Here is a 22,656-nt window from a genome sequence, read left to right on the forward strand (position 1 = left end):
TCAATTGCCGGAAAATTCACCGAGGCTGGACCAAATTTGTAAAGCCCGCTCCGCTAAAGCCCGGTTGCGCACTTCCCGGCCCTTGACCCGGCGCTCCAGGGGCGGCAGCAGGCCAAAATTAATATGCATGGGCTGCAGGGGGTCGTGGGTGGGATCGGTAATATACTGGAGGAGGGCACCGTGGGCTGTAGCCGGCGGCAGGGTCAGGGGTTCCTGGCCCTTGATTAAACGCGCTGCGTTGATCCCCGCCACCAGGCCGCTGGCGGCGGACTCAATGTAACCTTCCACGCCGGTTAGCTGGCCGGCCAGGAAAACCTGCGGGTGTTCCTTTAACTGCAGGGTAGGTTTAAGCACCGTGGGCGAATTAATATATGTGTTGCGGTGCATGACGCCAAAACGGACAAACTCCGCCTCTTCCAGGCCGGGGATGAGGCGAAAGACCCGTTCCTGTTCTCCCCACTTGAGGCTCGTCTGGAAACCCACCAGGTTATACAAGGTACCGGCCAGGTTATCCCGGCGCAACTGCACCACGGCATAGGGCTCCTTCCCGGTAGCCGGGTCTATGAGCCCCACCGGGCGCATGGGGCCAAAGCGCAGGGTATCCGGTCCCCGCCTGCCCATGACTTCCACCGGCATGCACCCTTCAAAAACTACCTCGGGCTCAAATTCATGCCGGGGGTGGCGTTCAGCCGTAATTAAGGCCTCGTAAAAGCGCCGGTACTCCTCTTCATTCAAAGGGCAGTTGAGGTAGTCTTCCTCCCCCCGCCCGTAGCGGGAAGCCTTAAAAATACGTTTGTAATTTAAAGATTCGGCCGTAACAATGGGCGCCGCCGCGTCGTAAAAGTATAAATACTCGGCGCCGGTAAAACCTTTCAGGCTTTCGGCCAGGGCCGGCGAAGTTAACGGCCCGGTGGCAATGATCACCGGCCCCTGCACAGGTATGGCCCGGGCTTCTTCCCGGATAATAGTGATCCTGTCTTCAGCCTCCAGGGCCGCAGTCACCCGGGCAGCAAACTCCTCCCGGTCTACCGCTAGGGCCTTGCCGGCCGGCACGCGGCATTCCTCAGCTACGGCCATAATGAGGGAACGGGCCCGGCGCATCTCCGCCTTTAACAGGCCGGCCGCATTCTCCAGGGTATCGGCTCTTAAAGAATTGGAGCAGACCAGCTCGGCCAGGTAACCGGTACGGTGGGCCGGCGTCATCTTGCCCGGCCGCATCTCCCACAGCTCAACTTTAACTCCCCGCCGGGCCGCCTGCCAGGCGGCCTCGCTACCGGCCAGGCCACCGCCAATGATGATCAGCTTTTCCGGCAACTTATCGCCTCCGTAAACAAACTATTTAGCCTGCTGGTTCTTTTCTTCATAGCCGCATTCCTTGCTGGGGCAAAGCAGGCGTACCCCCTGGCGGGAAGCCTTTTCCACCAGGCGGGTCCCGCAACGGGGGCAGTTCTGGTTGGTAGGTTTATCCCAGGAAACATAATTGCACTCCGGATAGTTCTGGCAGCCGTAAAATTTACGGCCTTTCTTCGTCCGCCGGGCCACAATTTCTCCCCCGCACTGAGGACAATTAACGCCAATGGTCTCCAGCAAGGGTTTGGTAAAACGGCACTCCGGGAAGCCGGGACAGGCCAGAAATTTGCCAAAGCGGCCCGTCTTGACAACCAAGTTACGGCCGCAGAGATCACATTTTTCTTCACTAACTTCTTCCGGCAGCTCGACAGTGCCGATCTCCCTTTCGGCCCGTTCCAGCACCCGGGTGAAGGGCTCGTAAAATTCGGCTACTACCTGGCGCCAGGATAATTTCCCGGCTTCAATCTCGTCCAGCTGCTGCTCCATCTGGGCCGTGAATTCCACGTCAATAATATCAGGAAAATGCTCCTTCAGGAGGTCCACCACCACCCGGCCCAGTTCCGTGGGGATAAACTGTTTTTGCTCCCTGACCACATAACCGCGCTCCAGGATGGTCTCAATGGTCGGGGCATAGGTACTGGGCCGGCCGATTCCCAGCTCTTCCATCGTTTTTACCAGGGTGGCCTCGGTATAACGCGGCGGTGGTTGGGTAAAGTGCTGTTTGGGTTCCAGGGATTGGAGTTCCAGGGTCTGGCCGGTTGCCAGGGCGGGCAGCCTTTGTTCCTGCTCCTTACCTTCACCGTCGCTGCCTTCCTGGTAAACCCGCAAGTAACCCGGAAACTTGACTACCGAACCGGTAGCCCGGAAAAGGCAGGGCCCGGCGCTAATATCCACCGTTATGGTATCCATTATGGCAGCCTGCATCTGGCTGGCCACAAAGCGCTCCCAGATTAGATTATAGAGGCGGAACTGGTCCCGGGTAAGGACATTTTTCAAGGCCTCCGGTTCCCGCCAGACGGAAGTGGGCCGGATGGCTTCGTGGGCATCCTGGATGTCCTTACGGCCTTTAAACTGCCTTAAGCCTTCCGGGACATAATCGGGGCCAAAGCGTTCCATGAGAAAGTCCCGGGCTTCGAGTTGGGCCACGCTGGCAATACGGGTGGAATCGGTACGGATGTAGGTTATCAGGCCGACAGGACCTTCACTGCCGCCCAGGTCAATACCTTCATAGAGCTGCTGGGCCACCTGCATGGTCCGCCTGGCCGTAAAATTTAGTTTGCGATAAGCCTCCTGCTGCAGGGTGCTGGTGGTGAAGGGGGCCGCCGGGTTTTTGCGCCGTTCCCGCTGCTTGACCTCAGTTACGACATAGGTAATCCCCTCCAGGGCTGCCAGGATGGCTTGCATTTCGCCTTCATTTTTAATAGCTGGGTCCTCACCAAGATATTTAAAGAGTTTGGCCGGGAAAGCCTCCCCATCACCGCCAGCCAGCAGCCAGGCCGTCAGGCTCCAGTATTCTTCCGGCTGGAAGGCTTCGATTTCCCGTTCCCGGTCGACAATCAAGCGCACGGCTACCGACTGCACCCGGCCAGCACTTAAACCTTTACGTACCTTACGCCACAGGAGGGGGCTCAAACGGTACCCCACGACACGGTCCAGCACCCGCCGAGCCTGCTGGGCATCAACCCGGTTTTGATCAATCTCCCGGGGCCTTTTTATAGCCTCCTGGACGGCGTTGCGGGTAATCTCGTTAAACTCGATCCGGATCGGCCCGGAAGGCAGCTCAAGGAGATGTTGCAGGTGCCAGGCAATGGCCTCCCCTTCCCGGTCCGGGTCCGTAGCCAGTAAAACGCGCTGGGACTTCTGGGCGGCGACCCGCAGTTCCTTGACAATGTTCCCTTTACCCCGGATGGTAATATAATGAGGCTCGAAACCATGCTCGACGTCGACGCCAAACTGGCTCTTGGGTAAATCGCGGATATGCCCCATGGACGGTTTAATGGTATAGTTCCGCCCCAGGAATTTACCAATGGTCTTGGCCTTGGCCGGCGATTCCACGATAACTAGTGTATGGGCCAAAATTTTCCCCCCTAACAGCGCAGGTAAAAACCTCCCGGTAACCGCCGGATTAATTTTCTTATCTCCAGCTGGAGCAGGGCGGTATTCAGTTCCCCCGGCGGCAGGCCGGTTGTGGTCATAATGGTATCCAGGTGGGTAGGCATGACACTGAGGACGGCCAGTACCTTCTCCTCGGCGGCTGTCAGGGCCACCTCCACCTGGCTTTCTTCCCGGGACAGGGACCACAGGGATTGAGCTTCATATTCGGCCAGAATATCGGCCACCCCGGTCACTACCCTGGCCCCCTGTTTAATTAATTCATTGGGGCCCTCGCTGTAGCGGCTGGTGACTGGCCCCGGGACGGCAAAGACGTCGCGATTCTGCTCCAGGGCCAGGTCGGCTGTAATCAGGGCTCCGCTTTTGGCTGCGGCCTCGACGACCACTGTACCGCTCGCCAGGCCGCTGATAATCCGGTTGCGGGCCGGGAAATGGCCGGCATCCGGCGGCGTGCCCGGGGGAAACTCGGAAAGGATGGCCCCGTGGTCCATTACCTGGTGGTAAAGCTCCCGGTGTTCCGGAGGATAAATAACGTCTACCCCACAGCCCAGGATGCCCCAGGTGAGACCGTTCCCCCGGATGGCTCCCCGGTGGGCGGCAGCATCTATGCCCCTGGCCAGGCCGCTGACAACCCCGGCGCCGGCGGCGGCAAGACCAGCAGCGAGCTCAGTGGCCACCTTAAGACCATAGGCCGTCGCCCGGCGGGTACCGACAATGGCTATTTTCAGGCCTTCCCCCGGCAGCTGGCTGCCCCGCCAGTAGAGGACGGGTGGCGGGTCATAAATACGTTTGAGCTCCAGGGGGTAGGTATCTTCCTCCAGGACCAGCACTCCGATACCGGTTTTCTCTAGTTTAGCCATAATCTTTTCCGGTGTTACCTGGCGGCGCCAGTTAATCAAGGAGGTTGCTGTCTTACCCAGACCTTCCACAGCCAGAAGCTCTCTTTCCGGTGCCTGCCAGACGGCCCGGGGACTCCCGAAAAATTTAACCAGCTGGAGGACCCGGCGAGCTCCCAGACCCGGCGCCTGCTGGAGGGCTACCCAGAATGGTTTTTCTTCCATGGTTTCTCCCCTGCTGTATTGTTGTAAAAGTAACCTTTCGCGGTCTGGGCGAAATTTCCTGCCAGTAAGGGACAAAAGTTACCGGGTTTCCTAAAAGCATATCTATTCTTTGCCGGTTCGTCAAGTTTAGAGTAAAAAAGTCCCCTGGAGGGACTAATACAGCTCTGAAGGTATTCTGGCCCGGAGGCAGGTTCTTCATACTAGCCCAGGCTCCGGCGTAACATGTTTAGTAAATCCTCTGGGGTCGCCTGGCGGGCCGTCCAGGCCAGGCTGCTGGTGTTTGTTGCTGCCAGGTCTGCCATCCGTTCCAGTTCCCTTTCCGGAAATTTTCCCAGCGGCGGTAATAGTTGCCGGATCAGGCCCTGGACATCCTCCAGGGAAGCCATTCCCAGGGCCTCCAGGAGATTGTTAACCTTAACCGGTTCTGCCGGTTGGATAAATTCCAGGTAGGCCGCCAGCAAATAGCCATTGGCGCGGCCGTGGGGTATGTCATGACTGTAGGTTAAAGGATAACCCAGGGTATGGAGGATGGTCGTCCGGGTCTGGGCAATGACCATACCCCCCAGGGTGGAGGCATACATGAGATCCCGCCTGGTCGCCGGAAGTATGCTTCCAGCCAGCAGGGCCTCCTTTTGCCCGGCAAAGAGGCGCACAGCTTCCACGGCCAGGGTATCGCTTAAAGGGGTGGAACGCCTGGACAGGTAACCCTCGATGGCATGGGTCAGGGTATCCAGGGCGGTATCTATGGTAACAGCAAGGGGTAAGGAATAGGTATAGCGGGGGTCCACCCAGGCCGCCAGGGGAAAGCAGCGGTCGTCGCTGAAACCCTTTTTTATTTCCTTAGCCGGTAACGTAAAGACCGCATGCTGGGTAACCTCGCTACCGGTACCGGCGGTAGTTGGTACAGCTACCAGGGGTAGGGGCGGCTCCGGCAGGTCGGCCTCGTAAAGCCGGGCTGCCACTGCCCTGTTGGGTACCAGCAGGGCTACGGCCTTGGCCGTGTCCAAGGGGGACCCGCCACCAATGCCAATGACCAGGTCAACCCTTTCCTGGCGGGCCAGGTCAACAGCTTTAGCTACTGTCTCCAGGGTTGGGTTGACCGGTACCTCGTTGAAAACAACCAAGCTTAAGCCCAGCCTTTTAGCCAGGACTTCAAAATCAGCCAGGGCACCGCTGGTAACGGCACTTTGGCGCCCGGTAACTACCAGGGCCCGCCGGCCCAGCCGGCCGAGGAAATCGCCATATTCGTTTAAAACCCCTTCGCCAAAAAAAACCTGGGTAGGCAGGTAAAAACGGAAGGTCATTTTAATCGCCTCCACAAATCCCTTCACCCCAAATTTTCTCGGGTTTAACCCTTTTAATGAATGGGCGCCCAGGGAAGAAAGCCCTGGGCGTCGTGGATGAAAACTGGTGATTATAGTTCGAGCCCTGCATAATGCGTCTTTAAAACAACCTAGCGATCAAAATAAATATTTTTACCGGTAGCGGCGATGGGGATACCGGCAATAACGTCGGCATCCATGAGACCCATTTTCCGGGCCACGACACCAATACGGTACATGATGCGGTTATCGGCATTGAGCATCCCCGCCATCTTGGCGGCCGAACCCAGGGCTATCCCCAGGTCCATTAACCGCCAAGCGCAGATTGGCCCGGCAAACTCGGGGCCATTGTGCAACTGTTCCAGGTCGGCACAGCGGGGAACACCGCAGGCGCCGCAGTCCAGGCCGGTTTTAGCAGCGTTTTTCAACCCTACCAGGAGAACGGCATCGGAACGGCGGACATTCTCTCCATCGCGGTCAAAGTTTTTCTTCCCGCTCTCCTGGCCATAGCGGGCCATAGCCGTGGCCAGCTCTTCCAGGGTTTCCCCCTGGAGGATTTTTAGTTCAATAAAGTCTTTCCCGCCGGCCTTGGGTGCCGTCCGGGCGGCAATGGCCATTAGCTCGGCAATCAAACCCATGGCTTGAAATTCAGGCATGGTGGTTCGCCTCCTTTTTTATGTTCGGGCGGGCAGGTAAATTCCGGCTTCACAGCTTCACACCAGATAACATGCCCTGCCTTAAATAACTTTATAAATAACTCACCCTGTTCCGGCTACTGCTTAATAACGGCCTACCGCTTTACTACTGCATTGCCAGTTTCTCCTCCCCCCAGTCCAGGCTGCGGTACTGGATGGCCTCGGCCAGGTGGGCGGCAGTTATTAACTCCGACCCTTCCAGGTCGGCAATGGTCCGGGCTACCTTGAGCAAGCGGTCATGGGCCCGCATGGAGAGGCCCAGTTTGTTGAAGGCATCGCGTAAAAGGGTGCGCGCCTGAGGGGCCAGGCGGCAGAACTGGTGCACCTGGCGGGAAGACATGGCTGCATTGCAGGTAATCCCTGTCCCCTTAAACCTCTCCAGCTGCCTCTGGCGGGCGTCCCTGACCCGCTCCCTCACGGTGGCCGAATTTTCCGGCGTGGTCCCGGTTTCGACTTCATGGTAGGTCAGCCGGGGAACTTCCAAGTGCAGGTCTATCCTGTCCAGCAAAGGCCCGGATAACCTTTTCCGGTACTGGGCCACCTGGTGGGGGGTGCACAGGCATTCCTTGACCGCATCGCCATAATAGCCGCAGGGACAGGGATTCATGCTGCCGATTAAAAGGAAATCGGCGGGATAGGTAATGGCTGCCGCTAACCGGGATACGGTTACCACCCGGTCTTCCAAAGGCTGGCGCAGGGCCTCCAGGACGTCACGGCGGTATTCGGCCATCTCATCCAGGAAAAGAACACCGTGGGTGGCTAGGCTTACCTCCCCGGGTTTGGGGATGCGGCCGCCCCCGATAATACTGGCCGTCGAGGCCGTATGGTGGGGTGTCCGGAAGGGGCGTTCCGTTACCAGTCCCTGGCCGGGAGCCAGCAACCCGGCGGCGCTGTAAATCTTGGTTACGGTAAGGGCTTCTTCATAGGTCAGGGGTGGCAAGATTGATGGCAGGCTCCGGGCCAGCATGGTTTTCCCCGCCCCGGGACTGCCAATGAGCAGGATATTATGGCCGCCAGCAGCTGCTATTTCCAGTCCCCTCTTGGCAGCCGCCTGGCCCTTGATATCAGCCAGGTCCACCCCGTTAAAAACCGGGGGTGGGCTATCCCCTGTTGCCGGTTTAACTTCCGGCAGCTTCTCATCACCGCGCCAGTAAGCCACCACCTGGGCCAGGCTTTCTGCCGCCAGCACCTTTAACCTGGAGGCCAGGGCTGCTTCATTGGCATTGGCCGCCGGGACAATAAAAGTTGCTCCGGGCTGGAACTCCTGCAGGGCCAGGGCCATGGGCAAAACCCCAGGTATGGGCCGCAGGCTACCCTCCAGGGAAAGCTCGCCCACAGCATAGATGACCTCCTCCGGCCCGCTACCAAGTTCTTCCGCAGCCATCAGGATACCCAGGGCAATAGGCAGATCATAGATGGGACCCTCTTTTTTAATATCACCAGGGGCCAAGTTAACGATTATCCGGCGTAAAGGGAAGTCAAAGCCGGAGTTTTTAATTGCCGCCCGTACCCGTTCCCGGGCCTCTTTCACGGAGGGGTCCGGGAGACCCACTATATCACACAGGGGAAGCCCGCTGCTAATATCGACCTCTACCCGTACGCTCTGCCCCTCCAGGCCTACCAGGACGACGGAATTGACAATGGCTAGCATGGTTAACCCCCCGGTGATTTTCTACCCAACTTTTGCTATTCGCCGAAAGAAACAGAGTTCCTGCTAAGATAATGAAAAAAGAAAAGACCCCAATTGCGTTTGTCAATACAAAAGTGATCCACTATGGCAAAGTAAATCTGATCCACTTATGCTAAAGTAAAAGTGATCCACCCTATGTGAAAACGTTGAGGATGAAGGGATGCTGCCTAACCCTTCCCCAGAGAAGGGTTAGGCAGTGCGACCGACGAACAGCCGTTTTAGCCGCCCCTGGCTTTTTGGCGCTGCTTCAGGCGATAGGATTCAGCGTTCATGTTCAAGATGTGGGACTTAAAGGTAACCCGGTCTACCAGGGCTGCCGCCAACATGCGGTCCCCGAAAATTTCCTCCCATTTGGAGAAGTCCAGGTTGGTGTTAATAATTACACTGCCGCGTTCACTCCTTTCGGAAATAACCTGAAAGAGGAATTCAGCACTCTGACGGGGAAGGGCGATATAAGAGAGCTCATCCACGATTAACAGGTTAACCCGGGAGAGTTCTTTGAGCATGCGGCCAAGCCTTTTTTCGTCCTGGGCTTCAGCCATCTTTGTCACCAGGCCGGCGGCAGTAAAGAAGCGGACCGAGTAGCCGTGGACACAGGCTTTAAGGCCCAGGGCGATACTTAAATGGGTTTTCCCGGTGCCAGGGTTACCGATCATGACAATGTTTTCCCGGCGTTTAATAAATTCGCCGGCAGCCAGTTCCCACACCAGGGCTTCTTGTACGTGGGGCAGGGCCTCAAATTTGAATTCCTCCAAGGTTTTCTGGAAAGGGAAGCGGGCGAGTTTAACGCGCCTGGCTATCTGCCTTTTCTTGCGGCTGGCTGCTTCCCGGGCCAGCATGGCGGCCAGGAATTCTTCGTAGCCCCAGCCCTGGTCCGTAGCCTGGCGGATTACAACCGGGTAATCAGCAAAGGTGGGAAGCTTGAGTTCTTTGGCATATAAAGGAATAGCTGCTGCCTGGTTCAATGAACCCCACCCCCCAGGAGGCTGTCGTATGCTTCCAAGTTAACTGCTGCCACCATGGGGAAGGCGGCATCCAGTGGTATCTGAGCACTGCCAGCCCCTTCTTCCTGGCGCAGGTAATAGCGGACTGCCTGGAAACTATCCTGGCCGCTTTTGAGGGCAAGTCTTATGGCCTTCTCCACTTCCTCAATCCCATACTCCATAACCAAGCCCAGGATACGCGCCAGTTCCCGGTCTTCACCCCGGCCTAAGAGGCGCTCTTTGAGCTCATAAAGACCCGGGGGCAAGGAAGCCCGGCGTAAAGGTGCGGCATTGGCTAGGGAACGCGGCTTCTGTACCAGCACCGGTAGGTAGTGTTCCAGTACCAGGCTGGTCTGGTCAGCAAGATAGGTCCGGGGGTGAACGGCCACCTCCTGGGAGTGATAATAGACTTTGACCTGAAAGGGATAACCCTTAACGGTTACTGTTTTGCCCACCAGGTTTACCGGCACCGAGTAGCGGTTCTTTTCAAACTTGATGAGGCTCAAACTATCCACTTCGGCCATCCTGGTCAGGGCGTAATCGAATTCCCGTGCGGGCAGGGGCGTCAGATATTGCTTCTCCCGGGCCAGGGCTTCCTTCACCGGGGCCGGGTGGTAGCGCAGGTGTTTGTCCTGGTACTGGCGGCACCTTTTATCCAGCTCCCCTTGCAGTTCTACGAAGCTGTTAACCCGCGGCACCGGGATCAGGACATTGCGGCGTATATAGCCTACCAGGCCCTCCACCAGCCCCTTTTCATTGCCGCCACCGGGATTGCAAAAGTCGGCGCGAAAGGCGTAATGGCTTTTCAGGGCCATAAAGGCCGGCTGTTCCGCCTTGATGTAGCGGCCCCAGCCATCCTTAACGGCGGTCTTTACGTTATCGTAGATCAACCGCCTGGGGACGCCGCCGAAGAAGTTAAAAGACTGGACATGACCGGCCAGGAAGCAGTCGCTGCGCTGGCTGGGAAAAGCGGCTACATAAGGGGCGCAACTATGGCAGAGGCGGTAACAGAATAGCTGCACCTTAACTTTCCGCCCAGCGACGATCACAGTTGCTTCACCCCAGTCTACCTGGGCCGCCTCGCCGGGGGCAAACTCCAGCGGTATGTAAGCCTTGTTGACTTCTGGCCGCAGTTCCCGCACTAGCTGGCGTACGGTGGAATAGGAACCCCTAAAACCGTGTTCTTCCACCAGGCGCTGGTAAACCCTTTCGGCAGTATGGCGCTGTTTAGGCGGGGCGTCCTTATCTTTAGTGAGCCACTCCCTGACAAGTGCTTCTACCGGCCCGGTCACCGGCCGTTCATACTGTCGGGGTTTCGTTTCCCAGGGCACGTTTTCGCCTTTACAGTAACGTTTGACGGTGTTGCGGGAAATACCGAGCTTCCTGGCTATTGCCCTTTGGGAAAGCTTTTCCACTGCATAGAGGCGTCTAATTTCTTCGTAGAGGTTAATATCAATCACTCCCTTTCTCCCTCCCTGTTACTAAGAATTTTGTTTGTTTCTTAGTATACAGGGGGTAAGTTCAGGAGTGGATCACTTTTACAATATCAAAATTGCCCGCAGTGGATCAGTTTTGTAATGTCATTACTTATGTTTAGGGGGTGAAGATGGATCAGTTTTATATTGTCAAAGCGAGCCTTTTTGGATCAGTTTTATTTTACCGCTCACACCCCATTTAGAGATCTTAATAATTCCTAATTATCGTCGCCGACCAGCGGATAGTGGAACGGGGCTACAGCTACATCTTTGCTGCCCGCATCAAGAGCATGACATAAACGAATTCACCGCCGAGGGGAAAAATACAAGTTACCCGAAAAACTCAGCCGGCGGGCGGAAAAAGACTGCCGACCGGGAAAGGTTAATTGCATAATCCCAAACCCTTTTAGAAAGCAAGGCCAAAATCCAGGCTAGTAACAAACGCGGTGGTAAAAGATACCTCAAAGAAGTAGATTGTGCCGGAACATGGGTGCTGGACGAAAAAACCATTGCCCGGGACAAACAATTTGACGGTTATTTACGGCATCCAGACCAGCGAGAAAGAAATGAGTGCCAAAGACATCCTGGATGCTTACCACAACCTGTGGCGGATTAAAGAATCTTTCCGCGTCATGAAAAGCACCCTGGAAGTCCGGCCAGTTTTTCACTGGACCGAAAGGCGGATTAAGGGACACTTTGTGATTTGCTTCCTTGCCTTTCTACTTAAACGCACCCTGGAATTCAAGCTCCGGCAAGCCGGAGAAAATGCCTCGCCGGCAGAGATCCAGGAAGCGTTAAACTCCCTCTACTTTGCCGAGGTAGAGATCGAAGGAGAAGCCTTCTTCATCAAAACCAGGGTACAGAATTGAGCAAAAAGTTCTTGCGCCTGATGCGAATTGCACCGCCGGGAAATGTAACCCGTGTAGAGGAGTTTGCTGCCCGCTGGCAAGGCTTGCAGTAGTAGCAAAATGCGCACCTTATTTTCTATTTTTCTAGGTTTTATGCGGGTTCCAGGATTTCAACTGATAAAATCAGGAAAATCTTTTCAAACACATTACTACAGACAACAAGGGATTTAGTACGGGAAGGGTAGTTCCCTGGCCCTTTTACCGTCAACTTCGATACATCCCTCAGGACATTCGATTGCACATAAAAAACAGCTCATACAGTCATCCCTATAGGCAATATAGATCTCGCGGTCAAAGCGCTGGAACACATCCATAGGACAGATATCCCAGCACTTGCCGCACCGATTACATTTTTCATAATCAATTCTTGTAACAGCCATAGCTCATGCTCCTTTCGCTAAGACGGAATGCTGCTTTGCACTGGAAAACGAGGATAAATCCGAGCTGGAGGATTAAGGTAAGGTTTAGGGAACTCGTACGCAGAGAGTCGCATCTCGTCAGAAACCTTTTGCACCATCACCCATTTCAACCAATTAATATTGTCGGTATTTGGAAAATCGCGACGGTAAAGAAAACCACGACTCTCTTTCCGGTAGAGCTTACTCCTAAGAATCATTTCCGCTACAGATAGCATGGACTCGACCTCCATGACCTTGACCAATTCATGGCCATCTAGCGCCTTTATTTCATCCCTCAACCCCTTGACACTATTTAATTCTTTAAGCGCCTGCGACAAAGTCGTTTCATCAACTAAGTAGGCCACGTCGCCGCGCAACATAATCTCCTGTATTTTTTTAATGACTGCATCAGGAGTAATTCCCGTAGCCCTACGTAGCGGTTTCTTTATTCTTGTTTCTATTTCCGCTAACTGAGCTAATATTTCTGAGCCGAATTCTACCGGCGGTATATTCTTAGAATATTCTTGTGCGTAACGGGCTGCTCGGTCTCCAGACACTAAACAAAAAGCTAGATTGAGGCCTCCTACTGAAGCAGTGCCTTGTATAGGACTACAAGAGTTATCTCCTACGGCAAAGATTCCCGGTATGTTTGAAGAGCAGGTAATGTCAATATGAACACCGCCACCTTGTACTATGGAACCAAAAAAGGCGGGTATATATTCAATCGGCTGGGAAAAGGGGTTAATGCCGCAACTCTCCATGGCCTTAATACCTTCCGGTATCAACTCTCGGATTAATTTTTGGTCCTGGGGGGAAATGGCAGTTAAATCTAGAAAAATCGGCCCCCGTCCAGCTTCATTTTCCAGACAGAAAGACAGGACAAGCGTAGGCATCAGGGCATTATTACCCAGATGGGGGTCATACCTGGACAAAAACTCTTCACCGCGAGCGTTGATAAAACGCCCTCCGTAGCCAATCATCAAGTTCAGGCCATGCACATCCACCATCTTGGCTGTGGCATTGGAGTTGGCCATGTCTAAATTTCGCAAGACTACTCCTTTATCATAGGCGGCCTTCTGTACTTCCCCGGTTAAGTTCTTGTGTCCAATAAAAAACGATTTGAAACCACAACCTGATGCAGCCAAGATTATCGCCTTGCAACGAAAAAGAACAATTTTATTATTTCTAAAATCTATACCTACTGCGCCGGCAATACGCCCATCACCAACTAGTAAGTCTGTGATCATGACGCGTTCCCATACCTCAACCCCTGCCATCTTAACTTTTTTAGCCATAGTAGTCATCATAGGCAAAGCGTCAATCATACAGATCTTAGTATGTACGTGCCCACGACCCCGCAGCCTTTTAAGATTTCCGGAGGCATCTCGGCGCAAGAGACACCTTCCTGTCAATTCCTGTCCCCAACGGTCCATTTCAGTGACCAGAGGAAAGGTCTCCTCGAGAAGTATCTTAACCCACTCCTGGTCATTCAAGAACTCTCCCCTGGTAACGATCTCCTTCAGCCAAAGGTCACGATCATCTTCGGGCATACAAATATTAATCACACCAGCGGCGAAAACAGTAGAACCACTCCTGCCCACATGCCCTTTATCAACCAACACAACTTTGTTCTCACCCCCGGCTGCGGCCTTGATAGCACTCATACACCCTGCTAAGCCACCACCAACTACCAGTATATCCGCGTCTACCACTTCTGGCTTCGGTTTTTTCGTTCGCGTCTTGTCCACTCAGGTATGACCCCCTTTTACAGTATTATGATTATGAGTTCCTGCCAACTCTATTTTGATTGCATAACTTAACCTACTTACAAATTAAAAACATTTTTCTACCGAGCTATATGAACGTTAACTAATGCCGGTCCATCTATTCCTAAGGCATATTCCAGTACCGAAGCAAGTTCCGAAGGCTTATTCACATAAAAGGCCTCAATGCCGAAGGCTTGAGCGGCCTTCACCAGGTCAACGAAAGGATCATTAAGACTTGTATCAAGATTGTAATCGAATCCGTTAGCAACATTTCTAATCCACCCGAAATTGCGAAGAGCTCTTAACCGGGGTGTTGCTGATATAAATCAGTAATTCCCCTGATCTTTTCCCTCAGTTCCTTAACAGACATGTTTTACCTCCCCCGGTGAATTATTTTAGTCCTACAAGACATCTTGATCGCTGCAGGCTAGTATTAAGCCAACTTTCACCATCCTGCAGTTACCTTTAGAGGTAACTAACCACCAACTCACCAACCTCTGAAGTGCTAAAGCCCATCTTGCCCGCATCCATTCTCTTAAGCCTGCGGCAGGTCTCCATAACTGCTTTCTCCACACGGTCGATAGCCTCTTTTTCCCCCAAAAATGAGAGCATCATCTGAGCTTCGTTTATAGCCGCCAAAGGATTAATAACGCCCTTACCAGTATACTTAGGAGCTGACCCCCCTATAGGTTCGAACATGGAAACCCCCTGGGGATTGATGTTGCCACCGGCAGCTATACCCATGCCACCTTGAATCATGGCGCCCAAATCAGTAATTATATCTCCAAACATGTTGTCGGTTACTATTACCTCAAATTGCTCGGGGTTTTTCACCATCCACATACAAATGGCATCTATATGCGCATAATCCTTAGCGATATCCGGGTATTCTGCGCCAACCTCATAAAAGGTGCGTTCCCAAAGATCATAAGCATAGGTTAATACATTGGTTTTGCCACAAAGGGTGAGTTTCTTGCGTCCATTTTGGCGGCAATATTCATAGGCAAATCGGACGCACCGCTCGACTCCATAGCGAGTGTTAATAGATTCCTGTATACTTACTTCATATGGTGTACCCTTGCGTAATACGCCGCCCGCTCCCGTATAGAAACCCTCGGTGTTTTCACGTATAACTACAAAGTCAATATCTTCCGGCCCTTTATCTTTAAGGGGCGTTTCAACGCCCGAGTAGAGCTTAACAGGACGCAGGTTAATATACTGTTCCAATTCAAAGCGGATTCGCAGGAGGATGCCCCGCTCGAGAATACCAGGTTTTACATTAGGATGACCAATAGCTCCCAGGTAAATAGCATGAAAAGATTTGAGTTCCCCGATGGCACCTTCCGGCAAAGTCTCACCTGTCCGCAAGTACCTTTGCCCTCCGTAGTCAAAGGTGGTAAATTCCATCGCAAAACCATATTTCATACCAGCCGCCTTTAAAACCTTAACGCCTTCACGCACTACCTCCGGCCCAGTGCCGTCACCAGGAATCAAGGCAATCTTGTAATTCCGCATCCACCAAATTCCTCCTACAAATTTTAAAGATTTAGCTACTTATTTAGTTGATTGAGGTCGTAATCTTCCCACCCAGGTACCTCGACCAAAGCGGGAAAGCCTTCCCCAAAGGGCCTGGTAGCATCAATACCGACGGCTGAGAGGAGCCGTTTGGTTAACTGTGCACTTTCCCTTACAACGGGGTCTAGGGGACCCGCAGGTACGTTATCAATAATAAATATGTCATCCTTGGGGCGAACATGGAAGGATAAGGCCCAATTAACATCGTTAAGATCCTGGACGTTTATATCGTCATCCACGACCACAACCCACTTTGGCCGGATAGTATGGGACAGGGCCGCCATAATAACTTGTCTGGCTTCACCAGCATAGCGCTGTTGAATGGCTATAACAACGTAAAAGGAAACGCCACCGCAGGGTGGTATCGCCACCTTTTTAACTGATGGGAACTGTGGTTTAAGAAAATCATAGAAAGAAGCCTCAAAAGGTATCTGTTTCAAGATATGAACCTCGTTTACGGGTTTACCTGTAAGAAGCCCTAAGAATAAAGGATTATCACGGTGGGTTATAGCTGTCACTCGTGCTGTAGGCTTCAGCGAGGCCGGAGTGTAATAGCCAGTATATTCACCAAAAGGACCTTCCATAACTTCTTCCTCGTAATTAATCTTTAACTCCAGAACAACCTCGGCAGTAGCCGGAACCTCGAGGTCAACGGTTTTACATTTTACTAATTCCACGGGTTCGCCTCTCAAGCCGCCAGCCAGGAACCAGTCATTGGTGTTATCAGGGACCTTAAACTGGGTAGTATAGGCCAAAACAGGATCGGTACCGATGACTAGGGCCGCTTCAAATGGTAGGCCCAACTTTTTAGCCTTGGCCAAATTTTTGCCGAAACGATGAAAAGGCTGGGCCAGGAAGGATAGGCGGTCCGGCCCTATCACCTGCCAACGATAGATCCCGATATCAGGCACACCGGTTTCCGGGTCCTTACTAACCGTAATGGCGGCAGTCAAATATCGGCCTCCATCCTTGGGTGTATAAAAAGGGATGGGGAAACGAGAGAGATCTATATTGTCGAGAATTACATTTTCCTGACATTCCCCCTTGTCTTTGAGAACAGGTGCCAAAGGTCTTTTCATTCCGGCCAAAACTTTATCCATAATATGTTCCTCATCGCTTTCAAAAGCTAAAAGAGCCTTACTCCGGGTTGAATACACCGCCCCCACCAGGGGAACATCCGAGCCAATAGGGTTTTCAAAAATAACCGCTGGGCCTTCCTGGCTATAAAGCTTCCTTAAAACCTTGCCTACTTCTAAATATGTGTCAATCGGCTTTTTTACCCGTAACAGGTCATGATGCTCTTCCAATGCCTTAAGGTACTCCCGCAAGTCTTTATAAGGCACTTTGTTTAACCTCCGTTTCTTTACTTTATCGTTTTAAAGATTCTTACTTTCTTCACATAAATAAGTATTTATTTCCTCACATTGCCTTTTTAAAGTTACTGTTAAACTGAAACACCCGCTACCCCCGACTTCTTGCTCGTCAGATACAAACGGGCCACGATGATTAAGATAGCCGCTATGCCGATGGCGCTGTAGACTATATCGGGGAAAATAGCCATAATACCACCAATAATCATCACGACCATCTCCCATACCCTCATCCTGCGCCATAGCCACCGCTCCAGGGCCAGCGCCATCGCCGATACACCAATGGCAGCCGTAGCTGTGTTGAGGATAATATCTTTTACTGCGCCCTCTCCCAATAAACTTGGCCCGTAAACAAAGGAAAAGGCCACCAAGAAAGTGGGCAGACAAATGCGCACCGCGTCCCAACTCAGGTTCCATGGGTTTTCCTTTACCATGCCTGCCGCAGCATAAGCTGCAATGGCTACCGGTGGTGTAATGGCTGAAAAGTTACCGAAATAGAAAATGAAATAATGCGCCGTGAGGGTGCTTACTCCCATACGCTCCATCGCCGGAGCCGCAATGACTGCCAAAACAATATAACAGGCTGCAATCGGCATCCCCATACCAAGGATGATTGAGGCCACCGCCGCTAATAACAGGGCTGGCAAAAGCATACCGCCGGATAACTGCATCATGATTGAAGAAAACTTACCCGCCAAGCCAGTAATTGAAAGGGTGCCGGTTATAATGCCGGCTGCGGCGCAAGTAGCCATGATAATCATAGATTCGTAAGCTGATTTCTCCAGAACGCTTAAAAAACCCTTGCCCAATTCTTTCAACCCGGCCGACCCCTGGCCTTTCGCCAAGGTCACCACTATGTCTAGCACCAGAATTAAAATGATACTATAAAAAGCGGATAGCATAGGCGAGCGTCCGATGCCTAGGAAATAGATTAGGCTCGCAATCGGCAAAAGGTTATACCAACCTGATTTTAGCAGTTGCCAGGCATTTTTTCTCTCTGCAACCTCTGCTTGAATATTCATCCGGATCGTACGTGCTTCAGTGGTCACAAAGAGTGAAAGGTAGTATAAAGCGGCGGGAATAATGGCTGCAAGCATTATCCGGATGTAAGATATACCCGTTAGCTCTGACATAATAAAGGCCGCCGAACCCATGACTGGAGGGGTTATGGTAGCCCCTATAGCCGCTGAGGCGCCAAGGGAACCCGTAAAGAGGGCAGGGTAACCGGCCTTGCGCATCATGGGGAAGATTAAAGCTCCTATGGAGGTCACAGAAGCCACAGGTACTCCAGATATGGTGGCCATAGTCGCGTTGGCGGCGATAAGCGTCCTCGCAGTACCGCTCCGAGACTTGCCGATAAGGGCAAATACAAAGTCGATGAAAAACTGCCCTACCCCGCTCCTGGCCAGGAAGTTGCCGTACAGCACAAACATATAAATAAAAGTAGCGCTAACTCCAAGGGGTAAACCGTAAATCCCCCCCATACCGTCATAGAGGTAGGTCACTACCCGGCTCAATGTAAACCCACGGTGGGCCAAAAGTCCTGGAAAGTAAGGTCCCCAAAGTGTATATAGTATCATCACCAGCCCAAATATGGCTAAAACATTGCCGGTGGTACGCCTGGTAATTTCCAGGACGATTAAAGTTACTGCCAGACCGAAAACGATATCGCCCAACCAAGGGGCTCCAGCCCGCTCCGCCAGAGTGTCCTGCGTAAGCACGAGAAAAACTGCTGCTCCGATGTTAAAGGCGATAAGAATTAAATCCACGCCTAACCAGAATTTCTTCCCTTTCTCTTGTTCAATTGGCGACATAAGGGCAAGAATTAATGTGGCGCCAAAGGCCAAATGGATGGCACGTACAAGATGGGGCTCAAAAACCCAAAAGCTACCGGTAAGAAGTTGAAATAACGACCAGCAGACAGCTATGATTGCAATAATTGTTTTTGAAAAGCCGCTAAACTTACGCCTGGCCAAACGTCATCCCTCCCTAATCTAAATATTTATATAGTACCAGGGCATAAGCCCTGGTACCGGTTTGAGCCACAAATATCCAGCTTATTGCCTGTATTCTTCATATTTAATACCGGCTTCTTTAAAGTACTTGACAGCGCCGGGGTGCCACGGAGCAAAGGGCTTGCTTGCCGCCACGTTTTCATTGAAACCTTTAAGTGCTCCGTGGAAGGCCTTGAACTCATCCTTATGGGTAAGAATAGTCTTGACGATACGGTAAACTATATCCTCAGCAAGGTCAGGTGCGCAACCAATAATAGTGGTATTACCTACGGTGGCGACATTCTTATCAATTCCTTTATAAGTGTTGGCCGGGATAATCTGCTTAAAGAGCGTGGGGTCCTTCTCGGCGATCTTGGCAATAACGTCGTCCGGTACGCTTAAAAGATCGATATTATATTTGGATGCTAGATCCATCACTGCAGCATTGGGAACCGCGCCTGAGAAAACGGCCATGTCAATCTGGTTGTTGCTAAACATCTCTATAGCCTGGGAGGATGGCACGTAGAAAGGCTTGATGTCGTCGTAAGTTATACCGGCAGCCTCTAAGGTTAATCGTGCCCGCACTTCGATGGAAGAACCTTTGGCATTTACAGCACAGCGTTTACCCTTTAAATCTGCAAAGGTCTTAATGCCGCTATCCTTTAGCACCGCAAATTGCAATGGTGTCTCAAAAACCGCCATTACTTGATTAATCTTTATCTTTTTATCGAATGGCTTTAAGCCTTTTACTGCCTGATGTAAGGTATCACTGGGGAAAAATGCAAGGTCGGCGCTTTTACTGTTAATAAGCCTGGCGTTCTCCACACCGCCAGCTGTAGTCTGAACGCTTAAATTGATGGATGGCTCATACTTGGTCATCAGTTCGGCCATACCATTACCCACGGGATAATACGAGCCTTGAATATCAGCCGTAGCTACAATAAGCTGGGTAGCTTTTTTGGGTGCAGCAGGTTGTTTGCTACCCGTTTCTTGTTTAGCGGGAACAGAACCCTTGTTGTCACTGGGTTTATTGGATTGACAGGCTGTTAAAGTCAAAGCCAGAACCGTTATGGTAATCACCAGCAACATTACCCAATTTTTACGAAACATTTTGATTCCTCCTTGGATTTTTTGTTAACACTTTGGTTTGTCTGTATGAAAAAACTGAATGAGGTATCCTTAGAGTCAATTTATACACTCCATCTTTCTGAGACTTCCTGGGGCCGGGAAACGCCTGGTGCCAAAACTTTTGGCAGGATGGAGGATGATCGTAGCCGCTACCCTTCACATGAAAGCGTGGCTGCACTTGCAGGAACTTCTCCTGTTCCCTTTCAAAGCGGGCGCTACAGTAGGGCTCATAAGCGTATTGCCTGCATCAAGCCTTTCCATGCTACCCTTTACAGCTTCGCTAGGCAGTCCACCCGCTTCGAAGCATGGGCGAAAGAATACTACCTACGTAAAAGGCGTGAGGGTAAAAGTCACAGCGTAGCTGTCCGTGCTTTGTCAAACATCTGGGTTCGTATTATTCATGCTATCTGGGTCAAGCGTGAATACTACACCCCGACCAAGTTCTTGAATGCTAGGGCGGTTCATCAAGCTCATGTGGGCTACGGTAGAGGTTTACGATACTTACGGCCTGGACACCATGTCGGCCGGGGCGGTGGTATCCCTGGCTTATGGAATGCTATGAGAAGGGGGTTATCACCTCCCGGGATACCGAACTTCAAGATTTATACTTTGGCTACCTACTTAATTGTATTTGTAAAAACCCTTACCTGTCTTGCGACCAAGATAACCGGCTTTAACCATTTGTTTAAGCAGCAATGCAGGACGATACTTGTCGTCGCCTATCTCTCGATGTAAAGTCTCCATGATAGCCAGGCATACATCTAGACCGATGAGGTCTGCCAGCGCCAGCGGCCCTATGGGATGGTTTGCTCCGGCCGTCATCGCCGTATCAATATCCGAAGCCGTAGCAACACCCTCGCCTAAAAGTAGAATGGCTTCATTTATCATTGGTATCAGCAGCCTGTTAACTATAAAACCCGGAGTTTCCCCTGCTATGACTGGCTTTTTACCTAGCTTTTCTGCCACTTCTCGTACCTTTGCCACTGTTTCTTCCGAAGTTGCCAGCCCTTTTACGATTTCCACCAATTGCATTATTGGTACTGGATTAAAAAAGTGCATACCTATAACCCGATCTGGCCGGCTGGTCGCAAAAGCCATTTCTGTTATGCTCAACGAGGAAGTGTTGGAGGCAAAAATAGTTTGGGGATCGCAGACGTTATCTAACTCTCTAAACAACCTCTTTTTGGCGTCCATATTTTCATAAATTGCTTCAATTACTATCTCAGAAGAACAGGCCTCTTTTAAATCAGTCCCGGGTTTTATCAAACCCATTATACGTTCCACATCGCTCTCGGTAAGCTTACCTTTTTGTTGCAGGCGATTTAGGCTCTGCTTAATACCATTGAAACCTTTACTCACAAGTTCCTCTGTTGTATCCAAAATAAACACTTCGTATCCTGCCTGTGCCAAAACCTGAGCAATGCCGCTTCCCATAGTGCCGGCTCCTACAACCGTAACGCTCGACATAAGTTAAACCCCCTCTTTTTTGCTGTGATAATTAGTGCTTATTAAACCCTCTCTATAACGGTAGCCACACCCATACCGCCGCCTACACAGAGGGTGGCCAGTCCATAACTGCTATGACGCCTTTGCATTTCGTAAATCAAGGTTACTAGTATGCGGGCCCCGCTGGCCCCAATGGGATGCCCTAATGCTATAGCGCCGCCGTTAACATTCACTTTGCTCATATCAAATTCCAATTCTCTAGCAACTGCCAACGACTGGGCGGCAAATGCCTCGTTGGCTTCTATTAAATCCAGATCCTCTATATTGAGCCCTGCTTTTTTAAGTGCCTTTCTGGTAGCTGGTATCGGACCCAGGCCCATAAAAGCCGGTTCTACACCGGCAACAGCCTGGCTCCTTATTGCGGCTAACGGTTTCAATCCCAGACTTTCCGCCTTCCACGCAGAGGTAAGTACCACCGCCGCGGCTCCATCGTTGATCCCCGAAGCGTTCCCCGCCGTGACTGTCCCGTCTTTCTTAAAAGCAGGTTTCAGTTTGCTTAAGGCATCTATCGTAGTTCCAAAACGCGGATGCTCATCTTGCGCAAATATCACGGGCTCACCTTTCTTTGCAGGGATTTCCACTGGTGTTATTTCCTCTTTGAAGCGCCCGCTTTTAATGGCTTCTTCTGCCTTCCGCTGGCTCTCATAAGCAAACTCGTCCTGTTGTTCACGCGTGATACCATATTTTTCAGCCACATTTTCGGCGGTTATGCCCATATGGTAGTCGTTAAATATATCCCATATGCCGTCCCTGATCATTAGGTCAACCAATCTGCCATCTCCCATCCGGTTTCCCCAGCGGGCTCCAAATACTGCATAAGGGGTTTGCGACATGTTCTCCATACCCCCGGCCACGATTATCTCCGCTTCGCCTGATTGAATTATATTTGCAGCCAGGTTAACTGCCCTGAGGCCTGAGCCACATACCTGATTTATGGTGACAGCCGGTATTTCTGCAGGTATTCCAGCCTTAATAGCTGCCTGCCTCGCCGGGTTTTGGCCTTGCCCGGCCTGAAGTACATTTCCTAATATGACTTCGTCTACCTGCTCAGCTTCTATCCCACCCCGCCTGATGGCTTCCGTAATTACAATGGCTCCTAATTCGGTGGCGGATGTGTCTCTCAAGCTACCACCGAAACTACCAATGGCAGTACGGACCGCACTAAGGATTACTATATCATCCATCATAAATACTACCTCCTGATATGGAAGGGCCTTGTCAAGCCCCTCCGAAATTTTTTTGCGAAACCTGTTTTAGAGACAGAAATATCCACCCACTGCTTAAGGCAGCAATCAAAGTTGGACGTCTACGGATTTTAACTCT

Annotated in this window: 17 protein-coding genes and 2 pseudogenes; 2 read left to right on the plus strand and 17 right to left on the minus strand. The window is 51.8% G+C overall.

Annotated features, from left to right (window positions below):
• From trmFO to istA, 8 genes are all read right to left on the minus strand, one after another.
• Entirely contained in the window at positions 1 to 1,314 is a 1,314-nt protein-coding gene (trmFO, locus tag MOST_RS16680) for a methylenetetrahydrofolate--tRNA-(uracil(54)-C(5))-methyltransferase (FADH(2)-oxidizing) TrmFO (RefSeq protein ID WP_054937929.1), read from the minus strand.
• Between the two features lie 21 nt (positions 1,315 to 1,335).
• Positions 1,336 to 3,426 carry a type I DNA topoisomerase gene (topA, locus tag MOST_RS16685; RefSeq protein ID WP_054937928.1) on the minus strand — a complete coding sequence of 697 codons (2,091 nt, stop codon included), beginning with the start codon at positions 3,424 to 3,426 and terminating at the stop codon, positions 1,336 to 1,338.
• A gap of 11 nt (positions 3,427 to 3,437) precedes the next feature.
• Complete coding sequence (gene dprA / locus MOST_RS16690; RefSeq protein WP_054937927.1) at positions 3,438 to 4,523, minus strand: DNA-processing protein DprA; 1,086 nt, start codon at positions 4,521 to 4,523, stop codon at positions 3,438 to 3,440.
• 200 nt (positions 4,524 to 4,723) lie between these two features.
• Positions 4,724 to 5,827: an iron-containing alcohol dehydrogenase family protein gene (locus MOST_RS16695; RefSeq protein ID WP_054937926.1), complete on the minus strand. Its 1,104-nt coding sequence runs from the start codon at positions 5,825 to 5,827 to the stop codon at positions 4,724 to 4,726.
• A gap of 149 nt (positions 5,828 to 5,976) precedes the next feature.
• A complete protein-coding gene (locus MOST_RS16700) occupies positions 5,977 to 6,501 on the minus strand; it encodes a ferredoxin domain-containing protein (protein WP_054937925.1) in 525 nt (174 codons plus the stop codon).
• Between the two features lie 145 nt (positions 6,502 to 6,646).
• A complete protein-coding gene (locus MOST_RS16705) occupies positions 6,647 to 8,191 on the minus strand; it encodes a YifB family Mg chelatase-like AAA ATPase (RefSeq protein WP_054937924.1) in 1,545 nt (514 codons plus the stop codon).
• Positions 8,192 to 8,448: 257 nt separating this feature from the next.
• Positions 8,449 to 9,195, minus strand: coding sequence for an IS21-like element helper ATPase IstB (istB, locus tag MOST_RS16710; RefSeq protein WP_054937923.1), 747 nt, complete (start codon positions 9,193 to 9,195; stop codon positions 8,449 to 8,451).
• Positions 9,192 to 10,673, minus strand: a complete 1,482-nt coding sequence (istA, locus tag MOST_RS16715) for an IS21 family transposase (protein WP_208974868.1) — start codon at positions 10,671 to 10,673, stop codon at positions 9,192 to 9,194. The genes istB and istA overlap by 4 nt, the downstream gene beginning before the upstream one ends.
• A 233-nt stretch (positions 10,674 to 10,906) precedes the next feature.
• Between istA and MOST_RS18645 the strand changes: the two are divergent.
• Positions 10,907 to 11,649: pseudogene (locus tag MOST_RS18645) on the plus strand (IS1634 family transposase); the annotation flags it as partial.
• A gap of 114 nt (positions 11,650 to 11,763) precedes the next feature.
• Here the strand turns inward: MOST_RS18645 and MOST_RS16725 are convergent.
• From MOST_RS16725 to MOST_RS16755, 7 genes are all read right to left on the minus strand, one after another.
• Complete coding sequence (locus MOST_RS16725) at positions 11,764 to 11,976, minus strand: ATP-binding protein (protein WP_083476799.1); 213 nt, start codon at positions 11,974 to 11,976, stop codon at positions 11,764 to 11,766.
• Between the two features lie 17 nt (positions 11,977 to 11,993).
• Positions 11,994 to 13,742 carry an FAD-dependent oxidoreductase gene (locus MOST_RS16730; protein ID WP_054937921.1) on the minus strand — a complete coding sequence of 583 codons (1,749 nt, stop codon included), beginning with the start codon at positions 13,740 to 13,742 and terminating at the stop codon, positions 11,994 to 11,996.
• A gap of 98 nt (positions 13,743 to 13,840) precedes the next feature.
• A complete protein-coding gene (locus tag MOST_RS18650; RefSeq protein WP_083476798.1) occupies positions 13,841 to 14,083 on the minus strand; it encodes a thiamine pyrophosphate-dependent enzyme in 243 nt (80 codons plus the stop codon).
• 142 nt (positions 14,084 to 14,225) lie between these two features.
• The gene (locus MOST_RS16740; protein ID WP_054937920.1) at positions 14,226 to 15,275 is read right to left on the minus strand and encodes a 3-isopropylmalate dehydrogenase; all 1,050 of its coding nucleotides are present in this window, start codon (positions 15,273 to 15,275) and stop codon (positions 14,226 to 14,228) included.
• Between the two features lie 35 nt (positions 15,276 to 15,310).
• Entirely contained in the window at positions 15,311 to 16,678 is a 1,368-nt protein-coding gene (locus tag MOST_RS16745; RefSeq protein WP_054937919.1) for a UbiD family decarboxylase, read from the minus strand.
• A 101-nt stretch (positions 16,679 to 16,779) separates the two neighbouring features.
• Positions 16,780 to 18,681 carry a TRAP transporter permease gene (locus MOST_RS16750; protein ID WP_054937918.1) on the minus strand — a complete coding sequence of 634 codons (1,902 nt, stop codon included), beginning with the start codon at positions 18,679 to 18,681 and terminating at the stop codon, positions 16,780 to 16,782.
• Between the two features lie 81 nt (positions 18,682 to 18,762).
• Entirely contained in the window at positions 18,763 to 19,809 is a 1,047-nt protein-coding gene (locus MOST_RS16755) for a TAXI family TRAP transporter solute-binding subunit (protein ID WP_054937917.1), read from the minus strand.
• Between the two features lie 147 nt (positions 19,810 to 19,956).
• On the opposite strand from MOST_RS16755, the pseudogene MOST_RS18655 reads away from it, so the two are divergent.
• Positions 19,957 to 20,139 (plus strand): annotated as a pseudogene (locus MOST_RS18655) (transposase); the annotation flags it as partial.
• A 309-nt stretch (positions 20,140 to 20,448) separates the two neighbouring features.
• Here the strand turns inward: MOST_RS18655 and MOST_RS16765 are convergent.
• Both MOST_RS16765 and MOST_RS16770 read right to left on the minus strand, forming a co-directional pair.
• A complete protein-coding gene (locus MOST_RS16765; RefSeq protein ID WP_054937915.1) occupies positions 20,449 to 21,294 on the minus strand; it encodes a 3-hydroxyacyl-CoA dehydrogenase family protein in 846 nt (281 codons plus the stop codon).
• 41 nt (positions 21,295 to 21,335) lie between these two features.
• Positions 21,336 to 22,517, minus strand: coding sequence for an acetyl-CoA C-acetyltransferase (locus MOST_RS16770; protein ID WP_054937959.1), 1,182 nt, complete (start codon positions 22,515 to 22,517; stop codon positions 21,336 to 21,338).
• Positions 22,518 to 22,656: the final 139 nt, after the last annotated feature.

Origin of the sequence: Neomoorella stamsii (assembly GCF_002995805.1) — a bacterium.
Lineage (GTDB): Bacteria > Bacillota > DSM-521 > Neomoorellales > Neomoorellaceae > Neomoorella > Neomoorella stamsii.

Bases quoted from the DNA above. Each gene is read 5' to 3' on its own strand.
- MOST_RS16700 (WP_054937925.1), bottom strand. From the start codon at position 6,501: ATGCCTGAATTTCAAGCCATGGGTTTGATTGCCGAGCTAATGGCCATT.
- MOST_RS16725 (WP_083476799.1), bottom strand. From the start codon at position 11,976: ATGGCTGTTACAAGAATTGATTATGAAAAATGTAATCGGTGCGGCAAG.
- MOST_RS16740 (WP_054937920.1), bottom strand. From the start codon at position 15,275: ATGCGGAATTACAAGATTGCCTTGATTCCTGGTGACGGCACTGGGCCG.
- MOST_RS16755 (WP_054937917.1), bottom strand. From the start codon at position 19,809: ATGTTTCGTAAAAATTGGGTAATGTTGCTGGTGATTACCATAACGGTT.
- MOST_RS16695 (WP_054937926.1), bottom strand. From the start codon at position 5,827: ATGACCTTCCGTTTTTACCTGCCTACCCAGGTTTTTTTTGGCGAAGGG.
- MOST_RS16765 (WP_054937915.1), bottom strand. From the start codon at position 21,294: ATGTCGAGCGTTACGGTTGTAGGAGCCGGCACTATGGGAAGCGGCATT.
- dprA (WP_054937927.1), bottom strand. From the start codon at position 4,523: ATGGAAGAAAAACCATTCTGGGTAGCCCTCCAGCAGGCGCCGGGTCTG.
- MOST_RS16770 (WP_054937959.1), bottom strand. From the start codon at position 22,517: ATGGATGATATAGTAATCCTTAGTGCGGTCCGTACTGCCATTGGTAGT.
- MOST_RS16705 (WP_054937924.1), bottom strand. From the start codon at position 8,191: ATGCTAGCCATTGTCAATTCCGTCGTCCTGGTAGGCCTGGAGGGGCAG.